Annotated in this window: 16 protein-coding genes; 9 read left to right on the top strand and 7 right to left on the bottom strand. The window is 65.4% G+C overall.

Annotated elements, in window-relative coordinates; translation table 11 throughout:
* Positions 1–9 precede the first annotated feature (9 nt).
* Genes HMPREF1137_RS03900 through HMPREF1137_RS03890 form a run of 3 tightly spaced genes read right to left on the bottom strand, consistent with a single transcriptional unit; the run spans position 10 to position 2598 of the window.
* The gene (locus HMPREF1137_RS03900; protein WP_007589180.1) at positions 10–531 is read right to left on the bottom strand and encodes a GNAT family N-acetyltransferase; all 522 of its coding nucleotides are present in this window, start codon (positions 529–531) and stop codon (positions 10–12) included.
* A complete protein-coding gene (locus tag HMPREF1137_RS03895; RefSeq protein WP_007589178.1) occupies positions 528–1886 on the bottom strand; it encodes an ATP-binding protein in 1359 nt (452 codons plus the stop codon). The genes HMPREF1137_RS03900 and HMPREF1137_RS03895 overlap by 4 nt, the downstream gene beginning before the upstream one ends.
* A 1-nt stretch (position 1887) precedes the next feature.
* Positions 1888–2598: a LytR/AlgR family response regulator transcription factor gene (locus HMPREF1137_RS03890; RefSeq protein WP_007589149.1), complete on the bottom strand. Its 711-nt coding sequence runs from the start codon at positions 2596–2598 to the stop codon at positions 1888–1890.
* Positions 2599–2759: 161 nt separating this feature from the next.
* Here HMPREF1137_RS03890 and glf point away from each other — a divergent pair, with 161 nt between their 5' ends.
* The 5 genes from glf to HMPREF1137_RS03870 all read left to right on the top strand — a co-directional run bounded on the left by glf (position 2760) and on the right by HMPREF1137_RS03870 (position 7542).
* Positions 2760–3902 (top strand): UDP-galactopyranose mutase, encoded by a 1143-nt coding sequence (glf, locus tag HMPREF1137_RS03885; protein WP_007589190.1) that lies wholly within the window; start codon positions 2760–2762, stop codon positions 3900–3902.
* Positions 3903–3918: 16 nt separating this feature from the next.
* Entirely contained in the window at positions 3919–4857 is a 939-nt protein-coding gene (locus HMPREF1137_RS03880; protein ID WP_007589154.1) for an AEC family transporter, read from the top strand.
* Positions 4858–5041: 184 nt separating this feature from the next.
* Complete coding sequence (locus HMPREF1137_RS03875) at positions 5042–6628, top strand: sodium-dependent transporter (protein ID WP_007589194.1); 1587 nt, start codon at positions 5042–5044, stop codon at positions 6626–6628.
* A complete protein-coding gene (locus tag HMPREF1137_RS09930; protein WP_007589176.1) occupies positions 6625–6786 on the top strand; it encodes a methionine/alanine import family NSS transporter small subunit in 162 nt (53 codons plus the stop codon). The genes HMPREF1137_RS03875 and HMPREF1137_RS09930 overlap by 4 nt, the downstream gene beginning before the upstream one ends.
* Before the next feature lie 9 nt (positions 6787–6795).
* Positions 6796–7542, top strand: a complete 747-nt coding sequence (locus HMPREF1137_RS03870) for an HAD-IIB family hydrolase (RefSeq protein WP_007589181.1) — start codon at positions 6796–6798, stop codon at positions 7540–7542.
* A 113-nt stretch (positions 7543–7655) separates the two neighbouring features.
* Here HMPREF1137_RS03870 and HMPREF1137_RS03865 read toward each other — a convergent pair whose 3' ends face one another.
* From HMPREF1137_RS03865 to HMPREF1137_RS03850, 4 genes are all read right to left on the bottom strand, one after another.
* On the bottom strand, positions 7656–8528 hold the full coding sequence (locus HMPREF1137_RS03865; protein ID WP_007589147.1) for a TrmH family RNA methyltransferase: 873 nt from the start codon (positions 8526–8528) through the stop codon (positions 7656–7658).
* A gap of 9 nt (positions 8529–8537) precedes the next feature.
* Positions 8538–9602, bottom strand: a complete 1065-nt coding sequence (locus tag HMPREF1137_RS03860) for a quinone-dependent dihydroorotate dehydrogenase (protein ID WP_007589158.1) — start codon at positions 9600–9602, stop codon at positions 8538–8540.
* Between the two features lie 18 nt (positions 9603–9620).
* Positions 9621–10175, bottom strand: coding sequence for a hypothetical protein (locus HMPREF1137_RS03855; protein WP_007589186.1), 555 nt, complete (start codon positions 10173–10175; stop codon positions 9621–9623).
* Positions 10176–10361: 186 nt separating this feature from the next.
* Positions 10362–10943, bottom strand: a complete 582-nt coding sequence (locus HMPREF1137_RS03850) for a DUF3043 domain-containing protein (protein WP_034496744.1) — start codon at positions 10941–10943, stop codon at positions 10362–10364.
* Positions 10944–11040: 97 nt separating this feature from the next.
* Here HMPREF1137_RS03850 and HMPREF1137_RS03845 point away from each other — a divergent pair, with 97 nt between their 5' ends.
* The 4 genes from HMPREF1137_RS03845 (at position 11041) to HMPREF1137_RS03830 (ending at position 14821) form a co-directional block, all read left to right on the top strand.
* Positions 11041–12414: a M20/M25/M40 family metallo-hydrolase gene (locus HMPREF1137_RS03845; protein ID WP_007589187.1), complete on the top strand. Its 1374-nt coding sequence runs from the start codon at positions 11041–11043 to the stop codon at positions 12412–12414.
* Positions 12411–13379 carry a glycerate kinase gene (locus HMPREF1137_RS03840; RefSeq protein ID WP_007589184.1) on the top strand — a complete coding sequence of 323 codons (969 nt, stop codon included), beginning with the start codon at positions 12411–12413 and terminating at the stop codon, positions 13377–13379. The genes HMPREF1137_RS03845 and HMPREF1137_RS03840 overlap by 4 nt, the downstream gene beginning before the upstream one ends.
* Positions 13380–13464: 85 nt before the next feature.
* Entirely contained in the window at positions 13465–13818 is a 354-nt protein-coding gene (gene erpA, locus HMPREF1137_RS03835) for an iron-sulfur cluster insertion protein ErpA (RefSeq protein ID WP_003792846.1), read from the top strand.
* A 19-nt stretch (positions 13819–13837) separates the two neighbouring features.
* The gene (locus HMPREF1137_RS03830; RefSeq protein WP_007589162.1) at positions 13838–14821 is read left to right on the top strand and encodes an FKBP-type peptidyl-prolyl cis-trans isomerase; all 984 of its coding nucleotides are present in this window, start codon (positions 13838–13840) and stop codon (positions 14819–14821) included.
* Positions 14822–14850: the final 29 nt, after the last annotated feature.

Here is a 14850-nt window from a genome sequence, read left to right as displayed (position 1 = left end):
GAGACGCCGTCAACGTCCGGTGAGCACGAGCTCCGTCCGGTGGACGGTGAGGCGCCTGCCGATGAGCGGGTATTCCACGTCCTCCTCGCGGCTCTGCCATGCAAAGCCGAGCTTTTCTGAGACCCGTCGCGAGGCGTCGTTTCCGTCGAAGTATTTCAAGATGATCGTTTCCACGCCCAGCTGACGTGCGCGGTCGATGATGGCGTTCCCAGCCTCCGTCGCGTATCCGTTGCCCCAGTAGGGCGCGCCGATCCAGTATCCGATGTCAGCGACGGTTCCCTCAGCAGATCCTGTGTCAATGCGCAGTGCAATCGACCCCACGATCTCACCGGTCGACGCGAACGTCACCGCGTAGCTGTCGGGTGCCGCCAGGAACGTCGACAGCGCCTGGTGGGCGTCGTCGATGTGCTCGTAGGGCTTCCATCCGCACAGCATTCCGATGCGGGGATCGCGTGCCAGCTCGTAGAGCTCCGGTGCGTCCATATCGTTCCAGGGACGTAAGTGCAGGCGCGGGGTGTCGATGATTGTCATTCGTCCTCCTGGGCATTCGTGGACGGGAGAAGCACCGTCAGCGTGAACCAGTGGTCTGCGACGTCCGTGACCGCCTGGCCGCCGTACTTGCGGGCTGTCCACTGGATGGATTTGACCCCCCAGCCGTGTCGGACGGTGTCGGGCTTGATTGTCGTGAGGCGCCCACCGGCATCCGTGTTGAGGCGGCCGTCGAACCAGTTGTCGACTCGGATGATCACCATCTGTCCCTGACGGAACAGTGCCAGTTTGATGAGGCGCTTGGCGGGGTCGTCGACGCGTCGCGAGGCCTCGATCGCGTTGTCAAGGGCGTTACCGAAGAGGGTAGCGATGTCCATCGACGACATGGAGCCCAGCAGGGCACCGTCGGCGACGGCAGTGAAGTTGATGCCGGCTGCCGCGCACGCACGGCCCTTCGTCGTGAGGATGACGTCGAGGACCGGATTTCCGCTGTGGTACTGCTGTCCGATCTGCTCAATCGAGGACTCGAGTTCGGCGAAGGACTCGGCAGCGCGTCCCGGGTCTAGCTCCGCACGAATCGCCTCCACCTGATGCTTGAGGTCGTGATGGGCACGCGCCACCTGCTCCATATCTTCCTTGGCAGCCAAGTACTGGTGGTGCTGGGCATCCAGGGAGGCCTGGATGGAAGCGAGTTCGCGCTCGGTCGCGCTCTGCTGGATGCGCTCGAACTGCGCGAACAGGATCGCGTAGCCGGCGAGGTCCACGAGGGTGCGGATGTAGAAGACCTCCCAGCCGGACCGTCCGGAGAACGGGGTGGCCGTTGAGATGAAACTCAGGTTGGACAGGGCAAAGATTGAAATGCCGATAAAAACGCCAGAGGCAAGGTCCGCGAAACGGAGAACGGGCAGCGCCCCCTGGCGGTAGACGCGTCGTTCGAAGAAGTAGACGACGGCCAAGCACGTCGCCGCAATCGCGGCAAAACCGCCGAACGATACGGGATGCCAGTAGGGCTTGTCGGCGTGGGAGTAGACCACGACCTGCCAGGCGAGGGATGCTGCGAGCTCTGCCACGATGAAGGCGCGTGCGCTCATATGCGTCACCCATCGCCAGTCCAGCGCGGTTCCCACGCGGATGACACACCACACGAGCGCGTACGCCGTCATCATGCCGGGCACCCACAGGGACAGGGGAGCGCGACCGAGCAGTTCCTGGGCGCCGACGAGCACCACGAGGCCACCGACAGCCGCAGCGGAGAGGCGCCAGCGGGGGATAGCGGCGTTCGGGTTCAGGGCATTGGACGACGCAGAGCGCGCGACGACGAAGACATACACGAGGGCGGCGCCCCATTCGGCCAGGGCGGTGAACAGGCGCGGGATGTCAGGCAGGGACTCGAACACGTCAGTGGATCCCGCCCGCGAAGCTCGCCAGAGCCGTCATGAACGCCTTTTTACGAGGCCGGGAAATGCGCAGGTTGTCCCCGCCCGTCATCAGGCACTCCTGGTCGGCGACGCCGCGCACGTGGGCAAGATTCACGAGGTAGCAGGAGTTCGACCGGAAAAAGTCGTGCCCGGTGAGCTGTTCCTCCATGGCCTTTAGCGAGGAGGTAATGGAGTAGGTGCCGGAAACCGTGTGCACGTCGAGGCGGTGCTTGATCGACTCGACGTAGATGATGTCCGCGACGTCGATGCGGTGGGTCGATGTGCCCGACTGCAGGAGGACCGAGGCGCCGCGCCGTTTGGACACGGCCTCAAGGCACCGCGACAGTTGCTGGGAGAACGCAAACCAGGGCAGCGGCTTCATCAGGTAGGAGAGAGCCCCCACCTGGTAGCCGTGGATAGCGAACTGCGCAGCGGACGTGATGAACACGAGGACGACCTCCTGATCGACCTCGCGGATCGCGCGCGCCGCGGTCATGCCATCCACGTGGGTCATCTGGATGTCCATGAGGATGATGTCGTACACCGGCTTGTAGTCGCCGATGATGGCTCCGCCGTCCTCGAAATAGGTGACGTCGAAGGAGACATCGTTTTCCTCGCTGTAGCGCGCGAGGTAGTCGGCGAGGAGCTGGCGTGAGACGGCCTCGTCCTCGACGACGGCGATGCGCACCATGATCCGGCCCTCCCTGACGTACTGACAGATGCGAACAAGGATATGTGAGCGCAGCCCCGCCCTTCGAGCGAGTCCACACCCCGGCCTCGTCGATCACATGCAGACGCACCCGCAGGTGGGGGCCGCTACCATTGTCCTGACTACCGTGAAAGGGGAGTAGCGTGGATCTGCTCGTTGTTGGATCGGGCTTTTTTGGCCTGACGTTCGCCCGCGAGGCCGCGGAGCGATTCGGTATGAACGTGACGGTCATCGAGCGTCGTGACCACATTGGAGGCAACGCCTACTCGTCGATTGACGAGGCCACCGGCGTCGAGGTGCACCGCTACGGCACCCATCTCTTCCACACGTCGAACGAGCGCGTGTGGTCCTACGTCAACCGATTCACGGCATTCAACGACTACCGCCATCGCGTCTACGCCAACTACCAGGGCGTCGTCTACCCGCTGCCCATCAACCTGGGCACGATCAACCAGTTCTTCGGAGCTGCCTACTCGCCGGCGGAGGCGCGCGCGCTCATTGAGCAGCAGGCCGCCGAGATCACGGGCGAACCCGGCAACCTCGAGGAGAAGGCGATTAGCCTGATCGGCCGCCCCCTCTACGACGCATTCATCGCGGGATACACGGCCAAGCAGTGGCAGACGGATCCGCGCGAGCTCGCAGCCTCCATCATCACGCGCCTGCCCGTGCGCTTCACCTACGAGAACCGCTACTTCCAGGACCGCTACGAGGGCCTGCCTCTCAACGGCTACGGCGCGTGGATCGCAAACATGGTCGATCACCCGCGTATCACCGTGCACACGGGCGTGGACTTCTTCGATGCTTCCTCGCCGTTCTCGAAGGCCGCGTCCGTCGGCCAGGTCCCGGTTGTCTACACGGGCGCGATCGACCGCTACTTCGACTACGAGGCCGGCGAGCTCGGCTGGCGTACCCTCGACTTCGAGACCGAGGTCGTGGACGTGCCCGACTACCAGGGCTGCTCCGTCATGAACTACTCGGATCGCGACGTGCCCTTCACGCGTATCCACGAGTTCGCGCACCTGCACCCCGAGCGGGATCGAAGCGGTGCGACCAACACGATCATCCAGCGCGAATACTCGCGCTTCGCCCGCCCCGGGGACGAGCCCTACTATCCGATCGCCTCACCGTCAGACCGCTCGACGCTCGCCGCCTACCGTGACATGGCGGCGGGGGAGAAGAACGTGTTATTCGGCGGTCGACTGGGCTCCTACCAGTACCTGGATATGCACATGGCAATCGCATCGGCCCTCACCAAGGTCGATGAGGCCGTGGCCTCCTGGCGCTGACGGGTCTCCTCTTCGCATGGCGTCGATTGTTTGGTCGGTCCTCTCGATCGCCCTCATCATCGGCATCGGTTGGATCGCTCGCCGCGCGGGTGCGCTCGGTCCCGAGGCGGCGGGCTCTCTCGCGTCGGTGACGTACTGGGTGGCGTCCCCGGCCATGCTCTTCCACGCGATCGTCTCAACGGGGACGTCTGGCGTATTCGGGGCCCCGCTCGCCGTGGCAGCCGCCTCGGGTGTAGGCACAGCACTCCTCTTCGTGGCCGTTGCCCGTCTGTTCCTGCGCCTGACGCGGGGCGAGACCACCTTGGGGGCCATGGCCTCGTCCCTCAATAACGGCGCGTATATCGGCATCCCGATCGCGGTCTACGTGCTGGGGGATGCTTCTGCGGTCGTGCCCATCCTGGTGTTTCAGCTCGGTTTTTTCACGCCGATGTTCTTCGTGTTGGCGGATCTGGCTGGATCTGGCCAGCGCCCGTCTGCGCGCGGCATCGTGACGGTTATCGCGCGCAACCCCATGGTCATTGCGGCGGCGTTCGGTTTCCTCTTTTCCGCGGCCGGGTGGTCGATGCCGACGCTTCTCGACGTGTCCACGTCCATGCTGGGGGCGGCCGCGCCCCCGATGATCCTGCTGTCTTTCGGCGCCGCCCTTGTGGACCGCCGCACCGCGACCGGCGACGCGGGGGCACCCGCTATCGCGTGCGCCGTCGTCGCTAAGCTTGCCCTCCAGCCCGCGATCGCGTGCGGCGTCGGGATGCTCCTTGGGCTGAGTGGCCCGGCACTCATGTCGGTGACGATCATGGCGGCGCTGCCCTCGGCGCAAAACGCGTACATCGCGGCGACGCGTGCAGGGGCGGGGGAGCGCATCGCGCAGGGAACGGTCCTCCTGACGACCTTTGCGTCGCTGCCCGTCGTCGTTGGAATTGCAGCGATTTTCCATGCGTGTGGGGTTGTTTCCTAACTCGGGTTTGTCGGCATCAGCTCTGCTCTCGGGGTGTCGGATCGGGCCCCGGTCAGCAAAGAACCCGTCAAAAAGAGGCCAAAAACACGTTCTGTATCGTGGACTCTGGGAGACTTCCCGGTGTATCGGCCCTAGTCTGGCTGGGAATTATCCCGTATAGACACGATTGCAAGGAACTCACTTCATGTCATCCTCCGCATCCAAATCCGCGCCTCGCGCGCGTGACTCGTGGAGCGGCCAGACAGGCTTCCTCCTGGCAGCCATCGGCTCGGCCATCGGCCTGGGCAACATCTGGCGTTTCCCCGGCGTCTCCTACTCCAACGGCGGCGGCGCCTTCCTGGTCCCGTACCTGGTTGCCCTGATCTTCGTTGGCATCCCCATGCTGTGGCTCGACTACGCGGTCGGCCACAAGTTCCGCGGTTCACCGCCGTGGGCGCTGCGTAAGATCCTCGGAGGCGGCGAGTTCATCGGCTGGTTCCAGACCTTCGTCTGCTTCGTCATCATGGTCTACTACGGTGCGGTCCTCGCGTGGGGCGTGCAGTACACGATCTACTCCGTGAACGAGGCCTGGGGCGCCGACCCGACGACCTTCTTCACTGACTCCTTCTTGCAGGTTGTTCCCGGCGACACCTTCTCCTGGGCGCCGGCATGGTCTGTGATGATTCCCCTCGCTCTCGTGTGGGTGCTCGTGCTCTTCGTCATCGGTCGCGGCCTGTCCAAGGGCGTCGAGGCAGCGAACAAGATCTTCCTTCCGCTCCTCGTCATCCTCTTCCTCGCCCTCGTCGTCCGAGCCCTCTTCCTGCCGGGCGCCGTCGAAGGCCTCAACGCCTTCTTCACACCGAACTGGAGCGCGCTGGCCGACCCCAACGTGTGGCTGGCCGCCTTCGCGCAGATCTTCTACTCGCTGTCCGTGGGCTTCGGCATCATGCTGACCTACGCCTCGTACCTCAAGCCCAAGTCGAACCTGACGGGCACCGCTCTGGTTGCCGGCTTTGCGAACTCCTCTTTCGAGATCCTCGCGGGTATCGGCGTCTTCAGCGCCATCGGCTTCATGGCACACCAGGGCGGCGTGAGCGTCTCCGAGGTCGAGGGCCTGACCGGCCCGATCCTCTCCTTCGTGACCTTCCCGAAGATCATCTCGATGATGCCCGGTGGGCCCCTCTTCGGCGTGCTCTTCTTCTCGTCCCTCGTTCTGGCCGGTGTCACCTCTCTGCTCTCCTTGCTTCAGGTCGTCTCCGGTGGCCTGCAGGACAAGTTCGGCTGGTCGCCCGCTCGCTCGGCTCTCGTTCTTGGTGTTCCCGCGACCGCTATTTCGCTGGTGCTCTTCGGCACCCGATCGGGCCTGAACAACCTCGACATCGTCGACAACTTCATCAACTCGGTTGGCGTCGTGTCCTCGGCGATCATGTTCGCCGTCCTGTGCGCGGTTGCCGGCCCCCGCCTTGGGGTGCTCCGTGCACACATCAACTCGGTGTCCAGCGTGAAGGTCCCCAAGCTCTGGGAGCCCCTCGTCGGCATCGTCATTCCGGTCGTCCTCTTCGTCATGATGGCGATGTCGATCGTGCAGATCCTGAAGGATGGCTACGGGGGCTACCCCAGCAGCTACGTGCTGATCTTCGGCTGGGGTTCCGTGGCGGTCGCGGTCATCGCGTCTCTGATTTTCACTCTCATCCCGTGGAAGCACCGCCCGGTGGACACCCACGCGACGGTCGCCCAGATCCTCGCAGACGACGCCGATGACACCGCTTCGATTGAAGGAGGCGCCAAGTGACCGCTCCCGCTATCGCTCTGATGATCCTGACGATCCTGCTCGTGTGGGGTGGCCTCGTCGCGTCCGTCGTGCTGCTTCAGGTTCTGTCGGTGCCCACCGATGAAGAGACTGAGGCCGCGCAGCGCGCTATCGAAGCCGCGGAAGCTGCGAAGCAGTAGGGTGGCATCGTGAAGCTCGTGGCCTTTGATCTCGATGACACCCTGGCGCCCTCGAAGTCGCCGCTGCCGGCCCGCATGGACGTCGCGCTGCGTTCCCTGCTGGACCACGTGGAGGTGTGCATCATCTCCGGCGGTCAGATGGGCCAGTTCCGCACCCAGGTGCTGGACAACCTGCACGCCACGGATGAGGAACTCTCTCGGCTGCACCTGATGCCCACCTGCGGCACGCGCTACTACCGCTATGAAGGTGGCGCGTGGGTCGAGCGTTACGCGCACGACCTGGACCCCGAGGTGGCCGCCCGCGCGATCGACTCGCTCGAGCGTCACGCGCGTGAGCTCGGCCTGTGGGAGTCCAACCCGTGGGGCAACATCATCGAGGACCGCGGCTCGCAGATCACCTTCTCCGCCCTGGGTCAGGAGGCTCCGCTCGACGCGAAGCGCGCCTGGGATCCGGACGGCACCAAGAAGGCCGCTCTGCGTGACGCCGTGCAGCCCGACGTGCCCGAGCTCGATGTTCGCGGCGGGGGCTCGACCTCGGTCGACATCACCACCCGTGGCATCGACAAGGCGTTCGGCATGGGCAAGCTCGTCGAAGAGACGGGCATCCCTGCTTCCGAGATGCTCTTCATTGGCGACCGCCTGGATCCGGAAGGCAATGACTACCCCGTCAAGGCCGCCGGCTACGCGACGCGCGCCGTGTCCGGATGGGAAGAATGCGTGGACGTCATCGACGAGATCGTGGCATCCATGAGCTGACCCGTCGTGTGACATATTGACGAGGCCGGGGCTGGGTATCCAGCTCCGGCCTCGTTGTGTGCGGCTGCGGTGCTTGCGGCGATCGCGCGGCCGCTGTGTCTTGCGCGGGTGCGTTACTGTGCGCCAATGCCCCTGGTCGCCCAGAAGACGACGGCGGATGCGGCTGCAACGTTGAGCGAGTCGACCCCGTGGTCCATGGGGATCTTGACGGTGTAGTCGGAGGCCGCGATGGTGCGCCGCCCCAGGCCGTCGCCTTCGGTACCCATCACCATTGCGAGGCGTGCGTCCGGCCCCTGGAGGGCGGGAAGCGATGCGAAGTCGTCGAGGGAGACCGAGTCATCCGACAGGGCCAGTGAAGCGACGGTGAAGCCCGCCTTCTGGAGGGCGGCGATGTCGCCCGGCCAGGACTGCAGGCGAGTCCACGGAACCTGGAAGACGGTTCCCATGGAGACCCGCACGGATCGCCGGTAGAGGGGATCTGCGCACTGGGGAGTCACCAGGACGGCGTCCACTCCGAGAGCCGCCGCACTGCGGAACGCAGCGCCGACGTTCGTATGGTCGACGAGGTTTTCCAAGACGACGATGCGACGCGCCGGGGTGCCGCCGTGAGCGGTTGCGAGCAGCTCGTCAAGGCTGGGAAGGATGGGGCGCTGCATGGCGGCCAGGGCGCCGCGATGCAGGTGGAAGCCCGTCATCTGTTCCAGGATGTCCTCGTCGGCCACGAAGACCGGGACGTCCGCGCCGTCGGGAGCGCTGGTGGCGGTCTCGATCAGCTCTGTCAGGGTGGGCAGCCAACGCCTCGACATGAGGAAGGAGCGCGGGTGATGCCCCGCGCGGATCGCACGCTCGATGACGTTCGCGGATTCGGCCATGTACAGGCCGCGTTCCGGTTCGATCTTGGAACGAAGCTTGACGTCTTTCAGGCGCGTGTAGTCGTCCAGGCGCGAATCTGCGCTCAGATCCGCGCTGGTGAGTTCGATGATCACGGCGGTCCCTCACGCCCGCTGGAGGGCGCGCGAGACCTCGCCCGGCCAAGACGGGCCCTCGAAGATGAACGCGGAGAACGCTTCGACCAGGTCCGCACCCGCGCTGATCATGCGCAGCGCATCTTCGGGAGAGGAGATGCCGCCGGTACCGATGAGGATCTGCTCGTCGTCGAGGTGACGGGCCACCAGAGAGACGACCTCGAGCGCGCGAGGCAGAAGCGGAGCGCCGGAGACGCCGCCCTCGCCCAGATCGTGGTTGATCGTCGTGTTCGTGGCGACGACACCCGCCAGGCCGAGCTCCTTCGTCAGCTCGACGACGGCCACGATGTCCTCGTCGGCCAAGTCGGGAGCGATCTTGACGAAGAGCGGCATGGTGCGATCGGGAGCACCTGCCTCGCAGCCGCGGCGAGCGGCCTGCAGGATCGGGCGCAGGTGATCGACGGACTGCAGGTCGCGCAGGCCGGGCGTGTTGGGGGAGGAGACGTTGACGACGACAAAGTCCACCCAGTGGGCGAGCGTCTTCGCGCAGTACTCGTAGTCCGCGGGGGCGTCCGCCTCAGACGTCACCTTGTTCTTGCCGATGTTGGCGCCGACGATCGCGGCGCGGCCCGCAGGAGTCGAGCGCAGCTCGCGCAGCTTCTCGGCGGCGGCATCTGCTCCGGCATTGTTGAAGCCCATGCGGTTGCGCAGGCCGCGCTCCTCCATGAGGCGCCACAGGCGCGGTGCGTCGTTGCCGGGCTGGGGACGGGGAGTCACGGTGCCAATCTCGACGAAGGCGTAGCCGAGGGCGCACATGCCGAGCACGGCCTCGGCATCCTTGTCCATGCCGGCTGCCAGACCGAGGCGGGACGGGAGGCGACGCTCACCCAGGGTCAGGGGGACCTCGACGCCTCCGACGACGCGCGTGGGGGAGTGGGCCGGATCCAGATGGCCCAGCGTGGCGCGCATGAGCCCGCGCGTCGGGGCGAATCGTCCGGCCAAGGAAATCGCTCCCAGACCCCAGTGGTGAGCATCCTCCGGGTTGGAACGCGAAATGAAGTGTGTGAAAGCCCAGTTGTACGCGCGTCGGATCATGCTTCCAAGGATAGTTGATCAGTCCCACCAAGCCCACCACCACCGCGTGGATGATCCGTCTCGAATGAGCACGCGCATCTCGTCGGGCGGGATCGCGTCCTCGCCGAGGCCAAGGACCGAGGCGAGGGTCAGCCAGTGCTGATAACTCGGATAGCGCGCCTCGTCGATGGGAGCGCCGGCGACTGCGATGATCGCGGATTCGGGGACGAGCACGGTGTCGATGCTGACCCGTTCGTCCCGACGAGGCGCGCGAATGACGTATCCCTCGAGGGTGAGCCCATCGACGCGGGCGGCAGCGCGCAGGAGGTCGATGATCCGAGGGGCGTTGTTCTGCCGATCGTTGCGCGCGTCCTTCGGCAGCAAGGATGCGAGCTGACGGGCATCCGCCCCCGACAGGTCAGCGAAGCGTGCGTAGTCGCCCAGGTCCCACCCATCGCACAGGTAGGGAGCCAACAGGGCGGAGATACCCCGATCGTCGAGCCATCGAGGTGGGCCGTACATGCCCTCGGGGCAGGGTTCCTCCTCGTCGAGCAAAATGTCGCAGCCGGCGGGCAGTGTGGTCGTTGTGTGCATGATGCTTCCTTGTCGTTTGCGACGGAGCGCCGATGCTCCGACACGGACAGGATCATGCACGCGAGGACGTGATGGCCAGTGCCACTGCAACCCCTGTGGATACAGGTAGGGTCGCCGCAATCCCTGTGGATACAACACGTCGGCCCCGCGCCCATGTGGATGGGGCGGGGCCGACGACAATAAGGACTACTTCGGGAACTGCCCGCGGTCGACCTGCGGGCGCGGCGAACGCCAGCGGCGCGGCATGATCATGCGGGAGAAGGTGTAGTAACCGGTGCCCGAGGGAATATCTTCGCGGGGGTGCGCCTCGGTGAAGAGACGCTTGACCTTGCGCCACACGAGGATGGCCTCAACGGCAGTGATAATGAAAGAGCCGTACATGAGGGCGGTCGACCCGTACAGGGCGTACACCTGAAGGTGCAGCGGAATCGAGCTCGTGAACATCTGGGTCACCATGAGAAGCACCAACGAGACCATCATGCAGGCGAGGATCCACTCGGAGAAGGAGTGGCGCGCATCCACATAGTCGCGCACGAAACGCCGCGCAGCGCCCTTGTCGCGGGCAGGCAGGTACTTTTCCTCACCGGTGATCATCGCGCGCTGTTCGGCGTCGAAACGCGCGTTGCGGGCGGCGCGGGCGGCGCGCTTGGCCTCCTTGCGGTCCTTGGGGACCAGGGGGCGGATGCGGGCGGCCTCGGCTGCCTTACGCGTCGGCGTGGGGCGGCCTTTCTTGCCGTCGGGCGTCGTGGAGACGGGTTCGACATTCATCGAGGTCTCGTCGTTGTTGTTCTTGCTTCGTCCAAACACGCTTCAAGGCTAGCGGATAGCCCGCCCGCCTCGCACTCCCATGGTCTACCCTGGTCGTATGGCTGATACTTCACATGCACTGTCCACGTCCGTTTTGAAGGAGCGCCTGGAGGCTGCCTTCCCGTCCCTGCTGGAGGAGCTCACGCAGCTCGTCGCGATCCCGTCGGTGTCGTCGGATCCCGCGCATGCGGCCGACGTGGAGCGCAGCGCTGAGCACATCCGTGAGCGTTTCGCCGCCCTCGGCTTGGAGGCCAAGGTGCTGCGTGAGACTGCGGAAGATGGCACCGAGGGCAAGCCCGCCCTCGTCGCTCACACGCCTCATATTGAGGGCGCGCCGACGGTTCTGCTGTACGCACACCACGACGTGCAGCCTGTGGGCGAGCTCGACCGCTGGAGCATGGATCCCTACAAGGCCGAGGTCCGCGGCGACCGCATCTACGGCCGTGGCTCGTCCGACGACGGCGCGGGCATCACGGTGCACCTGGGTTCGCTGTCGATCCTGGGCCAGGACCTGCCCGTCAACGTCGTCGTGTTCATTGAGGGCGAGGAAGAGATTGGTTCCCCGTCGTTCACGGCGTTCCTCGACGCCCACAAGGATGAGCTTGCCGCCGACGTTATCGTCGTGACGGACTCGTCGAACTGGAAGGTGGGTGAGCCCGCCGTCACCTCGACGCTGCGCGGCAATGCGATTGTGACCGTCGACGTGACCGTCGCCGACCACGCGGTGCACTCGGGCGCGTTCGGCGGCCCGCTGCTCGACTCCGTCGCGATTTCCTCGATGCTCATCGCCTCGCTCTTCGATGAAAAGGGTGACGTCGCGGTTCCTGGCCTGGGCGGCTCGGATCACGCGGACGTTGATTGGCCGGAAGAGGAGCTGCGTGCCGCGGCCGGTATGGTCGAGGGCCTTCAGCTGGCGGGCTCGGGCGACATCGCCGCCCGCATGTGGACCAAGCCTTCGATCTCGGTCATCGGTTTCGACGCTCGTCCGGTCTCCAACGCCTCGAACACGATTGCCCCGCACACGCGCTTCCGCCTGTCGATGCGTACGGTGCCGGGCGTGGATCCCGCCGAGGCCCAGGCCAAGCTCGTGGACTACCTGCTCTCCCATGCCCCCTTCGGTGCGCGCGTCGAGGTTACGGCCGAGGACGCTGGTGCCGGCTACCAGGCCGACATGGATTCCCCCGTGACGAAGGCTCTGCACGAGTCTCTTACCGAGGCCTGGGGTGTTCCCTCGGTCAACATCGGTGTGGGCGGCTCGATCCCGTTCATCTCGGACTTCCAGCGCATCTTCCCGAACGCTCAGGTCGTCGTCACCGGTGTTGAAGACCCGATGACGAACGCCCACTCCGAGGACGAGTCGCAGTCGATTTCGGATCTCAAGGCCGCGATTCTCGCTGAGGCTCTTCTGCTGACGCGCGTGGCGTCCCTGTGAGTCGTGTCGTTATCGCCGGTCGGTGGGACGGGGGAGTTCCCGCCCTGCCGACCGGTGAGGCACTCGACGCCATCCGCCGGGGCGTCCTCGTCGGCTCCTCGGACCCGGTGGTGGCGACGGTTCCGTTTGGAACCGGTTCGACCTTCGACGAGGCCGTGGCCGCGTTGGACTCCCAGGCCTCGTTCGTGCGCGTGCCCACCGACGCCTCGTCGTCGTGCGAGGCGGGTGAGCGCGTGGCCGATTCACTTCGCAACGGTTCCGCCGTGATTGTCGAGGGCGGGCATAATTCCTCTCCCGATTGCGGTGTGGGCTTCCTTGAAGGCCTCCTGGGTGCCCCTGGCATCGACCCACGGCAACCGGAGGCACTCGCCGATGCCCTGACGCGCGCGCAGGCTCTCGTGAGCGATGCCGGCGTGGATCTTGTGTGCGCGGCGTCGACCGCACGCCCGCTACTGGGGCTTGATTCGGTCCTCGCCGTCGCGCCGGATCTGGAGCCAATTGAGGATCAGGACACGGCTCTCACCGCCGCTCTCACGCAGGCGTTTGCCCATCGCCCGCTTGGTCGTCACCAGCTCCTGGACGGAGTGGACGTCCACCCGGCGCGCCAGCGTGGTTCCGGCGCCGGAGGCGGTGTCGGAGCCGTCATCGCGGCCATCGGCGGGCGTATCGTCGCCACGGGTGATCTACTGTCGCAGCTACTGGGCCTGGAAACAGCTCTTGACGGCGTCGACCTCGTGATTGTTGCCGAGCCCGAACTGGCCTCGCCGTTGCTCGCCGAGTCGACCCTCGACTGCATCACCCGGGCGGCTGCGACGCACGCGCTGCCGGTCGTCGCCATCACCCACAGATCCAGCTTGTCGCACTTCGAGAAGGCCGAATGGGGGCTTCACGGTGTCTTCGAGACGGAGGGATCCGTCACGCTCGAAGACGCTGGACGCCGCGTCGCCTGTACCTGGTTACGCTAAGCGCGCATTCCACCCGTGGCGCGGGGCGCCCGCGGGGGAGTAGTGTGTCAAGGGAATACGTCTATTCGTCACGAAAAGGAGCATCATGTCCGAGTCCGCAACTCAGGCTCCCACCCACGAGGTCATTCTGACCGACGTCGCAGCCGCGAAGGTCAAGAGCCTCCTCGAGCAGGAGGGTCGCGACGACCTGCGCCTGCGCATCGCCGTTCAGCCCGGTGGCTGCTCCGGCCTCATCTACCAGCTGTACTTCGACGATCGCACGCTCGACGGCGACGCGATTCGTTCCTTCGACGGCGTTGAGGTCGTCGTCGATCGCATGAGCGTCCCCTACCTGAGCGGCGCCACGATTGACTTCGCCGACACCATCGAGCGTCAGGGCTTCACGATCGATAACCCGAACGCCCAGAACACCTGCGCCTGCGGCGAATCCTTCCACTGAGCCGAAAGAACACCATTCCATGATGTCCTCTCTGCGCCGTTTCGGCGCCCTCGCTGGCGCCGCCGCGCTCGTCTTCGGACTCGCGGCGTGCACCGACGCCTCCTCGTCCTCCGCCCCCGCTGAGATCGATTACTCCGCCTGTTCGACGGATGACTCCGCCGACCAGAACGCGAACGTCGACCGCAGCGGCACGGGTAACTTCCCGTCGATCTCCGGTGACGACACCCCTGTGATCGCCGCTGGTAAGGGAAGCGAGCCGACCGATAAGGTCCTCGTCAAGACCCTTAAGCAAGGCGACGGAGCGGTCGTGTGCCCCGGCGCGAAGGTCAAGGTCAACTACGTTGGCGCGCTATGGAACGGCACCGTCTTCGATTCGTCCTTCAAGAAGGGTCAGCCCATTGAGTTCTCCCTCGCGCAGGTCGTGAAGGGTTGGGGCTACGGCCTGGCGCACGCCCACGTGGGTGACCGCGTCGAGCTGGTCATCCCCGCCTCCCTCGGCTACGGAGCTCAGGGTAACGCCTCGATCCCCGCGAACTCGACGCTGGTGTTCGTCGTTGACATCCTGGGTGTTGCCACCGAGAACCTGGCCGACGAGTCGGTTCTCAGCGGCGCAACGGCGACAGGCGAGGAGCTGCCCGCCGGTGTGACCGTGACCGGTGATCCCGGTGTCGAGCCGACCCTGGCGATCGACGAGAGCGTTGCCGCACCCACCGAGCGGAAGATCTACACGATCTACAAGGGCTCGGGCGAGGAACTCGCAGACGGGGAATCGTTCCTGTACAAGGCGGTTGCTGGTGGCTTCGGAGCGAGCGGACAGACTCAGTCCAGCTGGAGTCAAGCACCCGTCGAGGAAGCCGTGACGACCGCGGGTCTGGCCGGATACACGGTTGGTTCCCGTATCCTCCTTGTTGTCCCGATCCCGGCTTCGCAAGCGCAATCGGGTGCCCCGGCACAGGCAAACGTGATGGTCGTCGACATCGTGGGTACTTCTGCAATGCAGTGACTGCTTCACGACCTCGGTCGACGGTAGCG

It is taken from the genome of Actinomyces sp. ICM39, from assembly GCF_000282935.1.
Lineage (GTDB): Bacteria > Actinomycetota > Actinomycetes > Actinomycetales > Actinomycetaceae > Pauljensenia > Pauljensenia odontolytica_B.
The sequence above is the reverse complement of the archived record's forward strand: the minus strand, read 5'-3'. Positions and strand labels throughout refer to the sequence as shown.

Excerpts from the sequence above, each read along its gene's own strand:
- HMPREF1137_RS03900 (WP_007589180.1), bottom strand. The coding sequence starts at position 531 with ATGACAATCATCGACACCCCGCGCCTGCACTTACGTCCCTGGAACGAT.
- HMPREF1137_RS03890 (WP_007589149.1), bottom strand. The coding sequence starts at position 2,598 with ATGGTGCGCATCGCCGTCGTCGAGGACGAGGCCGTCTCACGCCAGCTC.
- HMPREF1137_RS03880 (WP_007589154.1), top strand. The coding sequence starts at position 3,919 with ATGGCGTCGATTGTTTGGTCGGTCCTCTCGATCGCCCTCATCATCGGC.
- HMPREF1137_RS03875 (WP_007589194.1), top strand. The coding sequence starts at position 5,042 with ATGTCATCCTCCGCATCCAAATCCGCGCCTCGCGCGCGTGACTCGTGG.
- HMPREF1137_RS03860 (WP_007589158.1), bottom strand. The coding sequence starts at position 9,602 with ATGATCCGACGCGCGTACAACTGGGCTTTCACACACTTCATTTCGCGT.
- HMPREF1137_RS03855 (WP_007589186.1), bottom strand. The coding sequence starts at position 10,175 with ATGCACACAACGACCACACTGCCCGCCGGCTGCGACATTTTGCTCGAC.
- HMPREF1137_RS03850 (WP_034496744.1), bottom strand. The coding sequence starts at position 10,943 with ATGAATGTCGAACCCGTCTCCACGACGCCCGACGGCAAGAAAGGCCGC.
- HMPREF1137_RS03845 (WP_007589187.1), top strand. The coding sequence starts at position 11,041 with ATGGCTGATACTTCACATGCACTGTCCACGTCCGTTTTGAAGGAGCGC.
- erpA (WP_003792846.1), top strand. The coding sequence starts at position 13,465 with ATGTCCGAGTCCGCAACTCAGGCTCCCACCCACGAGGTCATTCTGACC.
- HMPREF1137_RS03830 (WP_007589162.1), top strand. The coding sequence starts at position 13,838 with ATGATGTCCTCTCTGCGCCGTTTCGGCGCCCTCGCTGGCGCCGCCGCG.